The sequence below is a fragment of the Nitrospirota bacterium genome (genome assembly GCA_016194305.1).
Classification (GTDB): domain Bacteria; phylum Nitrospirota; class Nitrospiria; order JACQBW01; family JACQBW01; genus JACQBW01.
In genome coordinates this window covers 1-11,384 of sequence record JACQBW010000028.1, presented here as the reverse complement: position 1 = coordinate 11,384, position 11,384 = coordinate 1, and the positions used below count along the sequence as shown (strand labels likewise).

Below are 11,384 nucleotides of genomic sequence, written 5' to 3'. Positions count from 1 at the left end.
TGAGGTGTTGGAACAATCTTTTCTGATTCAGGATATTCACATTGCCGTGGAAGTCAGTATCGGCATCGCACTCTATCCCGATCAGGGGACAGACGCGCAATCTCTCATCCAGCACGCCGATGTGGCCATGTATGCCGCGAAAGAAAGGGGAAGCGGTCATATGATTTATACAGTTGACCACGATCGACATAATCCCCGTAAATTGAGCCTGATGGGAGAATTGCGCGATGCAATCAATACCCAGCTCTGTCTTCATTATCAGCCGATAGTCGATCTTAAGACAAATGCGGTGACCGGAATGGAGGCGCTGGTTCGTTGGCAGCATCCCCAGCATGGCCTGATCCCGCCGGACCAATTTATTGTGCCGGCCGAACAAACGGGTCTGATCATTCCATTGACGCGATGGGTACTACAAGAAGCAACCCGGCAAATCCGGCTTTTTCATCAAGCAGGAATTCAACTTTCCCTGGCGATCAATCTCTCAGTCCGTAATCTCCAGGATCCCCACCTTCCGAGACTCATCAAAGAGATTCTTGAAGTCTCGGGCCTTGAACCATTCTGGTTGGAATTGGAGATTACCGAAAGCGCGATCATGATCAATCATGCCAATGCGCTCAAGGTCATGGACCAGCTGCACGACATGGGAGTAAAGCTTTCCATCGATGACTTTGGAACGGGATATACATCATTGGGATATCTGACGAAATTGCCGATTGATTCTGTAAAAATAGACAAATCGTTTGTCATAGGCATGACCCACAACGACAAGGATCAGGTCGTGGTTCGTTCGACGATTGATCTGGGCCACAATTTAGGTCTTAAAGTTATTGCAGAGGGGGTCGAGAATCAGGAGAATTTGAATCAGCTTGCTTCGTTTGGTTGTGACGAGGCGCAAGGGTTTCATATGTGTCGACCGTTGCCCGCCATGCTGTTGGAACGATGGCTCACGGATGGCAGCACCTGGGGAAATAAGACAGTCTCGGGAAAAATGGCTAGAAAACACCTTTAATCGCGTCAAGTTCTTGCCAAAAACTTTTTTCCATCTGTCTTGCAGATTTTTTGAATGATTTTTTTTCCGGACAGGGCATTGATGAAAGTAGCCCCTGCGGATGTGGCCCATACCCCTACGAAATAGAAGCGAGCCAATCCGGGAAGTGTCGTTTCCGATCCGCTCCCGAACAACCCTTTGAGGAAGTTCACTTTCTTATTCGGCGCGTTAGCAAAACCGCGAGTGCCTCCCATAAACTGCTCCCAGGTCATCAGGGTCACGACATCCGTCACTTCGACCTGATTTTTTATGCCCTTGAAATAGCGTTCTAAAAGTTCTATGACATCGTGAGCGACCCTTTTTTCTTCATCCTCGTACCTCCGTTTGTCACCGTGTAATTGTTTCCAGTAAGCATAACTTGACGGGAGTTCGATTTTTATTACCCCCTTTCCATCCGGTGCCATGGTCTGATCAAAACCGTAAATCTGCATTTCCAGACTTTCAATGTTCTGACGGGCAATCGTCACCGGTTTATCCAGGAGCATGACGAGCGCGGAAGGTTCCTTGGAAAGGTCTCGATTCACTCCCAGATAGATTTGTAATCCGGCCCAGTTAGATTCTTCCGTGGGTTGAGTGCAATAACCCTTTATTCTGTGATCAATGAATTTTCCCTCCAATAAATTCATGATCGTTTTTCGCCCATCGGCATTGGAAATAATGATGTCCGCCCGATATTCGCTTCCGTCAGATAACTTGATTCCGACGGCCTGATTGTCTTCCACCAGAATCTTAACAACTCTTTGACCATAATACATTGTCCCACCCAGTTCACGATAACGGTTTTCAATCGATTTTGAGAATTCCAGTGAACCGCCTACGGGCCATTGTATGGCATCTCTGCAGCCATAGGCATGTCTCATCAAATGAATTCCCATGGGGACAGAGGGTAGTGAATAGACGAGAAGGGGAAATGCTTTCCTTAGAAACGGATCGGTGAACTTTTCGCCAAACTCCTGCATGGTGATACGAAACCATTTCATGAAAGGAGGTGCCGCAGGGATCGTTTTAATCAAGCCCCAGACGGTACCAAACATAAATTCACCCCAAATGTCGGTTCTTGCAAATATTCTTATTGCATGAATATATTCTTCAATGACCTGGGTATCTCCGGGTGCCAGTTGTTTTAGGTGTTGTTCGAGAATGTCGGGATCATAGTAATCCATAAATAGTTTTCCATCCGGAGAAACCACGCTGGTACAGTCTGAAATCCTTAACAGGGGTCGAGGCATCGCTCCCAGTTCCTTCCAGAAATGATAAATCGGGTTGCGTGGATCGCAGCCAAATAGATGATGGAGACAGGCATCAAAGGTGTAGCCCTGTTTATTCCATGCGGTACATTGTCCTCCTGGTTGGGTATGCATTTCAAAAATCCGTGTATCATATCCATTCATTTGGCCGTAACATCCCGCCGCGAGTCCACCCAAACCAGCTCCAATGATGATGATGGATTTACCCAATTCTTATTCTCCTTTCCATTTTGAGACTGCTCTTGCCCCTGTACCACTTTAAATATGATCCAGGAACGAGATCGTTTTCAAGTAAAGCAACAAGACCCTTCAGTTAATCAAAAAAACGATTTCTGTTTCTGAATGTCGACCCGGATAATCCGGGTAAAAGGGAGCATTCCTCAACTCAAGATTGAATGGGTTTAGCAAATGATTTGTGTTTGTCGTTCAATTGGTTTAAAAATATTTTTTGGAACGGGACGAATTCGGATGAGCGAAAATAAACTAAATGGAAAATTGAGAATTATTTCTGAAGAAATCGTAAAGTGTCGTAAATGCCGAAGGTTAAACGAATATCGTGAAAAAGTTAGCCAGACAAAAAAGAGAGCTTACCGGAATGATAAATATTGGGGCAAGCCAGTGGTTTCTTTCGGTGATGTTCGTGCCAGACTTTTGATTATAGGTCTTGCTCCTGCCGCGCACGGGGGCAATCGCACAGGAAGAATTTTTACCGGGGATTCATCCGGCGATTTTCTTTTTGATTCGTTATGCCGATTTGGTTTTTCCAATCAGCCGGTCTCTTGTCATTCGAAGGATGGATTAAGATTAATCGATACCTATATCAGCGCGGTTGCTCATTGCGCTCCCCCTGAGAACAAACTTCTTCCTGAAGAGATTGAAAATTGTCGTCCGTTTTTAGTCAGAGAACTGGAGGAATTGACCCACGTTAAAGCAATTTTGACATTGGGTCATGTTGCATTTAACCAATATCTTAAAATATTGAAAATTTCCGGAAAAATAGATCAGGCATGTGACTTCAAGTTTGGACACGGGGCGACTTTCAAATTTAACGCACCCCTTCCCACACTATTTTCATCCTACCATCCGAGCCAGCAAAATACGAGAACAGGGCGACTCACCCGATCTATGTTTGACCTGGTAATTTGTCAAATCAGGAATTTATTAGACCAACCTGAAATTCTAAAAACTTCCATTCACTATTTCATCGAATAAGTCTATAATAAACATTCAATTTATCCGTCCATACAGAGCCGTTCTAAGGAGTCGGGTGACTCTCGAAAACAAGTACAAGTTACGCAGTCAATTCAATGCGAAGAAAAACAGAATTTCATTACCAGGACCTGACCAATCGAAACAAGATCTTTATCGATCAGAGGGTGCAAAAGAAAATAAAGAATGCGCGGATCCTTTTCGCCGGCTGTGGTCTGGGCAGCCTCATCGCTGAAACAGCAGTCCGTCTCGGGTTTTCTCATTTTATCTTAGCCGATGGCGATCAGGTTGAGGTATCGAATCTCAACCGGCAAAGTTTTGATACGACTCATATCGGGGTCAACAAAGCCGTTGCAACCGCCTCCGTATTAAGAAAGATCAATCCGGAAGCGGATGTTCAGGTCTTTAAAAAATTTATCACGTTGGACGATATTCCCGTTCTGATTGATAGTGCTGACTTTGTAATTAATACGGTAGACGTCAATCCTGTTTACTTTGAACTGGTCGCCGCCGGACAGCGCGAAGGAAAAGAGGTCGTGCTCCCTTATAATATGGGTTTTGGTTCCTTGGTGATGATGTTTAATCAAAAATCGGAATCTCTCTCTGGAATATTGAAAAGAGAGAAATTAGGAAATGAGGTCTCTTTTTATACCCGGCTGATGGAGGTCTTGAAAATAAAACAATTTCCGCAATATTTAACGCGAAGAGCGTCGTCCATTTACTCCTGTATGGAGAAAAACGGTCATTCTCCCCAGATTATGGTTGGGGCCGAAATTGCCGCGTCCCTTGTCACCACCTGTTTGATCAAAATATTATCGGGAGAAGAGGTTCCACTTGCTCCGGATTACCTGTACCTCGACATCCATTAATGGGAGTCCACAACTCTTAGGTTCATGCAGCAAATGACGATTTGAATTAGAGGGTTCTAATGAAATACCTTTTTCGGTTCAATCGACCTCAGGAAAAGTTGACGGGATTTTGGGATGAAGTTGAACAGGCGGCCCCAAAAACCTGGTTAATGGCCTCACTCATTGGCATGATCGCGGTTGGCATGAGTCTCCCCGCAGATATTCAAACCTTTCAAAAGTCCCATCTTCAGTTTGTCTTCATATTGCGTGTAGTCATGTTTTTTTATTTCCTCATCAATTTCTTTGTTGCCTATCAATATCCTGTTTTTACCCGACACCATTATCAGCTTCTCATGACATTAATTCTTTATATTGTGGGCTTGCCCGTCGCAGTGATGAGCTACCTGGGAGGAGAAAAAGCCATTCTCTATTTTATGGGCATTATTGAAGTCGAATTTGCAGCTGCCACATTTTTCGCGATTCCCAAGAAGAATTTCATTGCGGGGGTGGTTGCGATTAATTTCTTTTACATTGCGTTCCATTCCTTTATGAAAGACGGGAACAATAATAGCCACTTTACCGATATTTCGGTATCCCTTTTAATTTTTGCATTTCTGGCGATCTATGCTCAACATACCATCCTTGCGTTTAAGATCAAGAACTACCTGAAACACCATGAACTTCAAAAATCTCGCGCGGAGATCTCGATAATACTCACCCGAATCACCGATGCATTTCTGGCACTGAACAATTCATGGCAATTCAATTTTTTTAATCGTGCAGCGGAGAGCCTTTTATCTCGAATGAAGCGATCCAAAGAAGATTTATTAGGGAAAAATCTCTGGGAGGAATTCCCCGGATTGCTGGATTCAACGATGCGGGTCCAATTCCTGGATTCCAAGGAGAAAAACATTCCGGTTACGTTTGAAGAATATTATCCTTTGATCGACGCGCATATGGAAGTCCATGCCTATCCGAGTGCTGAAGGTATTTCGGTATACTTTCATGATATTTCAGCACGGAAACTGGCTGAAGTTTCTTTACGCAAGTCCCACGACGAGCTGGAAATCAGGGTTTCGGAAAGGACTGCGGAATTACAGGAACTGTCGACTTATACCGAAATGCTAAGGGAAGAGGAATGGAAAAGGATTTCGAGAGAAATTCATGATGAATTGGGCCAGTCCCTGACAGGACTGAAAATCACTATTGCCTGCCTGAAAGATCATCTTGGCGAGACGGATGAATTTACCCGGGGCAAGCTGAAAATCATGTCCGGATCGGTTACTGAAATGATTGAGGGGGTGCGACGGATTGCCGCAGAGCTTCGTCCTGTCGTCATAGACGATCTGGGTCTGGCAGCGGCCGTAGAATGGTACGTCAATACCCTTCAAGAAAGGGGACGAAGCCTTTTTGAGTACAAGATTGAACCAGAGGAAATAGATCTTGATCCGGACCGGTCTATTGCGATTTACCGTATCCTTCAGGAGGCTCTCACCAATGCGGCAAGACATTCGCAAGCCAATCGTATCGAAGTGCTCTTGCGTCAGACCGAAGGTGAAGTCATCCTTGAAGTGCGGGACAACGGGATTGGGCTTCCTTTAACACCAGAGGCAAAACGAAAAGGAGGAGGGCTCGGAATATTGGGAATGAAAGAACGGGTTCGTCGATATGAAGGGAACTTCTCGATTGTTGGTAAGCCCGGCAGTGGAACCGTTTTAAGAATTGCTCTGCCTTATAGACTTCAAAGTCACGGGAGGTTTTCATGATTCGGGTCTTTCTTGCGGATGATCACCCGATTGTACGGGAAGGATTAAAAACCATACTGTCGAAATCAAAGGATATTGTATTGGTCGGAGAAGCGGACAATGGGGTTGATGTGGTAAAGAAAGCGCGTCAGGAAAAATGGGATGTCCTTGTTTTGGATCTTTCCCTGCCAGGTCGATCCGGACTGAATGTTCTGAAAGAAATCCAAACCTTTAATCCCAGGTTGCCCATCTTGATACTAAGCGTTCATTCGGAGACCCAGTATGCCCAGCGCGTATTGAAAGCAGGTGCCGCGGGATATCTGACCAAAGAATGTGTCCCTGAAAAGCTGGTTCAAGCCATTCGAACGATCCACGGGGGAGAAAGGTATGTGAGCGAAGCAATGGGTGCTCATTTTTCCTTTCTCCTGGAAGGAGGAAAGACGCACAAAGAACCTCATGAACATCTTTCGGATCGCGAATTTGAGGTGTTCATGATGATCGCACAAGGAAAGAGTAACTCGGAAATTGCCGAATTACTCCATGTCAGTGTGAAAACAGTCAGTTCTCATCGAGCCAATATCTTGGGAAAAATGGATCTTTCATCGGTTGTCGATATCGCACTCTACGCTGTAAAAGCCGGACTCATCTCGCAATAAACAAACCTGTCACAAGCCCATTCTCATTTCTGGTTCCCTGCACCTTACCGTTTCAAAGATTTTCACGAATGTCTTAAATTCCCTATTTCTTAAAATTATATTTCACCGAAACTTCGCGTCAAACACGTCTAACCGGGTCTCTTTTTTTAACAAAAATCAGAATTTTCCTAGTCAAAAATCAGATTTTTGCCTATACATTATTTCTCAGGTCACATCTAAAATTATAAAAATTAACCCAAAGGAGGAGCTTGCCATGATCTTACAATCCGTACCGATCGAATTTCTTGAAGGATATTCTATCTGGGAAATTGGGACAGACAAATCGGTGGAGACCACCCGGTTTGTTTTTGAAGTTTATTTTGAACTCTTTTCAAAAAAATATGAATGGGAAGGGGAATTCGAAAAAATGGTTCGTGATGATCAGGATACTTTAATTCATTCCACGATCTACGGGGCTTATTCACATGAAAACAGTCTTCTGGCTACCATTCGAATCATTGAGAAATCCGATCAACTGCTTCCGATTGAAAAGGATTTTAATCTGAATATTCTTGAAGTTTGTCGCGAACAGAATATCCAACCGAACCGTATTTTTGAGATCGGACGTCTTGCCAAACATCCACATAAAATAAAAAAAGCGGGAATTTATGGGCGTCGAAGACTTGAAGTCATCGATGAACTGATTGCTCAGGTTGTTTACAGCTGTAGCCAGGACAGAGAAAATGTCTGGGTCGCCTCCATCGATGTCGATGTTCTTGCCTTATTAAGAAGCCGGGGATTTCATTTTGTACCGATCGGAAAAACCAATAGCGAATACCTGGGATCGCCTACGACGCCGGTCATTCTTTCCATTGATCAATGCCGAAGCGATATTCGTGAACTGAATCTTGAACGATATGAAAAATATTTCAGACCGATGGTAGAGACGGCTTCCAGTGCCTCTTAAAATTCACAATCATTGGAAGGGTTGTTTTGAGAGAAAGGCGATATGAACCAGAATGTGACGGACTATAATCTGAACCCGAAATTTCGTTCGGCTTTCGTCATTCTTTTTATCTATCTGGTCGTCGGGGGGGCCTGGCTTCTGATTTCCGAATATCTGGGTTCCGAACTGTTTGGAAAAGCGTTAAAGACCAGCGTATTTCAAAATTACAATCTTTCTCTTTTCATTGTCGTGAATGGCCTGTTTATTTTTCTTTTGTCTATCGGGAAAATAATCGCCATCGTTCCATTTAAATCGCTTCGAAATCAATCCCTCCTGGACCCCTTAACCGACCTTCCTAACCGTGCTTTATTTTGCGACCGGCTTCAACAGGCATTAATGAAAGCGCAAAGAGAAAATCAGGCGATCGCGGTGCTTGTAATTGGCGTAAGTCGACTCCGCGAAATTCATAACTCTTTGGGTCACCGGTACCGGGATCTCACTTTAAAGGAGATCGGACTTCGATTGCAGAAACTGATTCGACTATGCGATACGATTTCCCGTGTTGAGGAGTATCAAATTGGTGTGTTTTTGACAAATTGCGGCGCGGAAGGAGCGATCCGGGTCGCTGGAAACATTCTCAAGGTTATGGAAGAGCCGCTCATCCTCGATGGATTAACATTGGAAGTCGAATTGAATATCGGCATTTCCCTTTATCCCTATCACACTGAAAATGACGAACAGCTCCTCCGGTGCGCTCAGGTGGCCCGAGTTCAGGCGAAGGAAGAAGGAACGGGATATGCCATGTATACCCTCCAGAAAGACCAGCATGCCACACAAACGCTCACGCTCCTGGGAGAACTCAGGCAATCCATTGATCATAACGAGCTGTTTATGGTCTACCAACCCAAAATAGACTTGAAAGCAGGTCGTGTCGTCGGAGTCGAGGCTCTGGTGCGCTGGAATCATCCACAGCGTGGATTAATTCCTCCCGATCAATTTATCCCGATGGCCGAAAATTCCGGATTGATCAAGCCCCTGAGCATCTGGATCATCAACAATGTCCTCGGACAATGTCAAGCGTGGCAGAAAAGCGGAATTGAAATACCGGTGGCCATCAATTTATCACGACGAAATCTCCATGATCCCAATCTTTTTAATCATATTGTTGAACGTCTAAAACATTTTGAAATAAGACATGACTTGCTGGAACTTGAGATCACGGAAAGCATCATTATGGCCAATGTTTCCGCGGCCATTAAGATACTTTCTCGATTAAATGATATCGGGATCAAGCTTTCCATTGACGACTTTGGAACCGGCTATTCGTCGCTCGGATCTTTGAAAAGGCTTCCTGTGAATATCACGAAAATTGACAAGTCCTTTGTCATTAACATGGCTACCGATAAAGATGATGAGACAATTGTACGCTCTACCATTGATCTCGCCCATAATCTCGGGCTCAAGGTGGTCGCCGAAGGGGTGGAAAATCAGGAAACGTGGAATGGACTTGCGGCCATGGGATGTGACGAACTGCAAGGTTATTTTATCAGCCGGCCTCTGCTCCCCGTTCAGCTGATCGAATGGCTGGGGAATTCGCCCTGGGGGCTTGGAGAAAAAAATAATTCTGTCCAACCGACCGTTCATTAGAAGGAAGTCGGGCCCATAACCAGCTTAGAAGACATTTCGACGCAGTGGGAAAGAGACAATCTGTATAGATAAAATGGGAGTTGAATTGAGAATGAATAAGTTTCAGGTACTCGTCATTATGGTCATTTTGCTCGTGGGTAGAGGTCACAGTCTCTATGCCTACACTGAAATACCGGTTCAAAACGGAGGTGATTTAACAGGAATAATCGTATTTAAAAATCCACCTCCGGCAACTCAGGCGGCCAAAGTCATCGTGAATCCGGAATATTGCGGAGAAACCATGAATGCAGAAACATTTTCGGTAAATGCTCAAAACAGAGGTTTAGAGAATGTGGTAATTCGCATTGAAGGGATTGAAAAAGGCAAAAAGGGAGAGGATCCCGTTATTTTTTTGGAAAATGTCAATTGCCGCTTTGTCCCCCATGTTCAGGCGGGAATGGTCGGAAACAGTTATAATATCCAAAACCTGGATCCCATCCTTCATAACAATCATCTGCGTCAAAACGGTCAGACGATCTTGAATGTCGCTATGCCTCCCAACGGAAGATCGATAAAAAAACCGATGCAGGAAAGCGGAATTATTAAAGCAACCTGTGACGCGCATAGCTTTATGACCGGGACAATCTTCGTCGCGGATAATCCCTATTACGCAGTGACGGATAGGGATGGAAAATTCACGATTACCCATATCCCGCCGGGAAAATACCGCGTTTCCATATGGCATGAGTCGCTTCCGGTACAGGAAAGGGTCGTCATTATTCAGCCCCATAAAACGGTGAATTTATCGCTGGATATGAGTTCTGACTGAAAACGAAGTTTCCAATATTTTCAAAACGCCAACCGGATTAAAGCAAATCCTCTTTATTCGGGCTCAGCGGCGGATGTCGGGTTGGTTTGCAGAGCCTTAAAATGGATCAGCTCCATTAATCGTTTGGCTTGTTGAGTTAAAGTCTCAGATTCCAGCAGAAATTGTTTGTCCAAAGTGGAAAAAGGAAGCGTGTAAGACAAAGTATGAATCAGCGTTTCATCATCCAACTCTTTTTTCAAAAGTGAAAGGGTTTCGGCAGGACCTCGATTTTGATTCATCCATTTCTTAAGAACGCCTTTCAAATCATCTTTTACCTGTTGGGGCAGGCTTCCTTTTGTATTGTCTTGTGCAAAAGGTTCGACCAGAGCTTCGCGGTAATTTTTGTCAAAAAACTGATCTTTAACTGAAAACCTGAATAGTCCTTTCAAAACAATATTGAAACGCCCTTCATCCAGAGGTTGGGCAGTCATGAGTTGACCCGCACAACCCTCTGAACAGATTTCAGGCCTTCCATAATAATTGTTTTCCCAACCTTCTTTAAGCAAAACCATTCCGATGATCTGCTCCTCTTTTTTTGTATCTTGAATCATTTCACGGTATCGGGGTTCAAAAATGTGGAGCGGGAGATAGGTATTTGGAAAAAAGACCAGGTTTGGAAGGGGGAACAAGGGGATAATTCGGGGATAATGGGGTCTGGTCATCTAATTTTGGGGAATGACGGGAGCCAGATAATGTTCGTACAAAGAGGCATACCGCCCCTTTTGCTCGAGGAGTTCGGCATGCGACCCCTGTTCAATCAGCCGTCCATGGTCGATGACCAGGACCTTGGAGGCGGTTCGAACAGTCGAAAGGCGGTGGGCAATAATAAAGGTGGTCTTCTGAGCGGTCAATACCTCAAGGGCTTCCTGAATCTTGAGTTCGGTTTCCGTATCTATATTGGAAGTGGCTTCGTCCAGAATGATAATCGAGGCTTTTTTTAATATCGCTCTGGCGATTGCGAGCCTCTGTTTCTGACCGGTCGAAAGCTTGATTCCCCGCTCTCCAATCCAGGTCTCATATTTTTCAGGAAAGGTTTGAATAAACTCATCCGCCCGGGCCGCCATAGCAGCCTGAGCTATTTCCTCGTCCGTAGCGGTCAGTAAGCTGTAGGCGATGTTTTCCCGGATCGTTCCGTTAAAGAGAAAAGGTTCCTGGGACACCATTCCGAATTGGCTTCGCAATGACGAGAGGTCGTAATTTCGGACATCTTCG

Annotated in this window: 11 protein-coding genes; 8 read left to right on the top strand and 3 right to left on the bottom strand. The window is 44.7% G+C overall.

What is annotated here, in order from left to right:
* Positions 1 to 1,009, top strand: a 1,009-nt coding sequence (locus HY200_08970; GenBank protein ID MBI3595076.1) for an EAL domain-containing protein, incomplete at its 5' end; no start/stop codon positions are given.
* A gap of 5 nt (positions 1,010 to 1,014) precedes the next feature.
* On the opposite strand, the gene HY200_08965 is transcribed toward HY200_08970, so the two are convergent.
* The gene (locus tag HY200_08965; protein MBI3595075.1) at positions 1,015 to 2,505 is read right to left on the bottom strand and encodes an NAD(P)/FAD-dependent oxidoreductase; all 1,491 of its coding nucleotides are present in this window, start codon (positions 2,503 to 2,505) and stop codon (positions 1,015 to 1,017) included.
* A 258-nt stretch (positions 2,506 to 2,763) separates the two neighbouring features.
* Between HY200_08965 and HY200_08960 the strand changes: the two genes are divergently transcribed.
* From HY200_08960 to HY200_08930, 7 genes are all read left to right on the top strand, one after another.
* On the top strand, positions 2,764 to 3,507 hold the full coding sequence (locus HY200_08960; GenBank protein ID MBI3595074.1) for a uracil-DNA glycosylase: 744 nt from the start codon (positions 2,764 to 2,766) through the stop codon (positions 3,505 to 3,507).
* 95 nt (positions 3,508 to 3,602) lie between these two features.
* Entirely contained in the window at positions 3,603 to 4,373 is a 771-nt protein-coding gene (locus tag HY200_08955) for a ThiF family adenylyltransferase (GenBank protein MBI3595073.1), read from the top strand.
* Between the two features lie 59 nt (positions 4,374 to 4,432).
* Complete coding sequence (locus HY200_08950) at positions 4,433 to 6,118, top strand: hypothetical protein (GenBank protein ID MBI3595072.1); 1,686 nt, start codon at positions 4,433 to 4,435, stop codon at positions 6,116 to 6,118.
* Positions 6,115 to 6,753: a response regulator transcription factor gene (locus HY200_08945; protein MBI3595071.1), complete on the top strand. Its 639-nt coding sequence runs from the start codon at positions 6,115 to 6,117 to the stop codon at positions 6,751 to 6,753. Before HY200_08950 ends, HY200_08945 begins: the two co-directional genes overlap by 4 nt.
* A gap of 253 nt (positions 6,754 to 7,006) precedes the next feature.
* The gene (locus tag HY200_08940; protein ID MBI3595070.1) at positions 7,007 to 7,699 is read left to right on the top strand and encodes a hypothetical protein; all 693 of its coding nucleotides are present in this window, start codon (positions 7,007 to 7,009) and stop codon (positions 7,697 to 7,699) included.
* Positions 7,700 to 7,741: 42 nt separating this feature from the next.
* On the top strand, positions 7,742 to 9,325 hold the full coding sequence (locus HY200_08935) for a bifunctional diguanylate cyclase/phosphodiesterase (protein ID MBI3595069.1): 1,584 nt from the start codon (positions 7,742 to 7,744) through the stop codon (positions 9,323 to 9,325).
* A 91-nt stretch (positions 9,326 to 9,416) separates the two neighbouring features.
* Positions 9,417 to 10,133, top strand: coding sequence for a hypothetical protein (locus HY200_08930; GenBank protein ID MBI3595068.1), 717 nt, complete (start codon positions 9,417 to 9,419; stop codon positions 10,131 to 10,133).
* A gap of 53 nt (positions 10,134 to 10,186) precedes the next feature.
* On the opposite strand, the gene HY200_08925 is transcribed toward HY200_08930, so the two are convergent.
* Both HY200_08925 and HY200_08920 read right to left on the bottom strand, forming a co-directional pair.
* Positions 10,187 to 10,834, bottom strand: coding sequence for an LON peptidase substrate-binding domain-containing protein (locus HY200_08925; GenBank protein MBI3595067.1), 648 nt, complete (start codon positions 10,832 to 10,834; stop codon positions 10,187 to 10,189).
* Positions 10,835 to 11,384: ATP-binding cassette domain-containing protein (locus HY200_08920; GenBank protein MBI3595066.1), on the bottom strand; the 550-nt coding region annotated here is incomplete at its 5' end. It abuts the gene before it with no gap.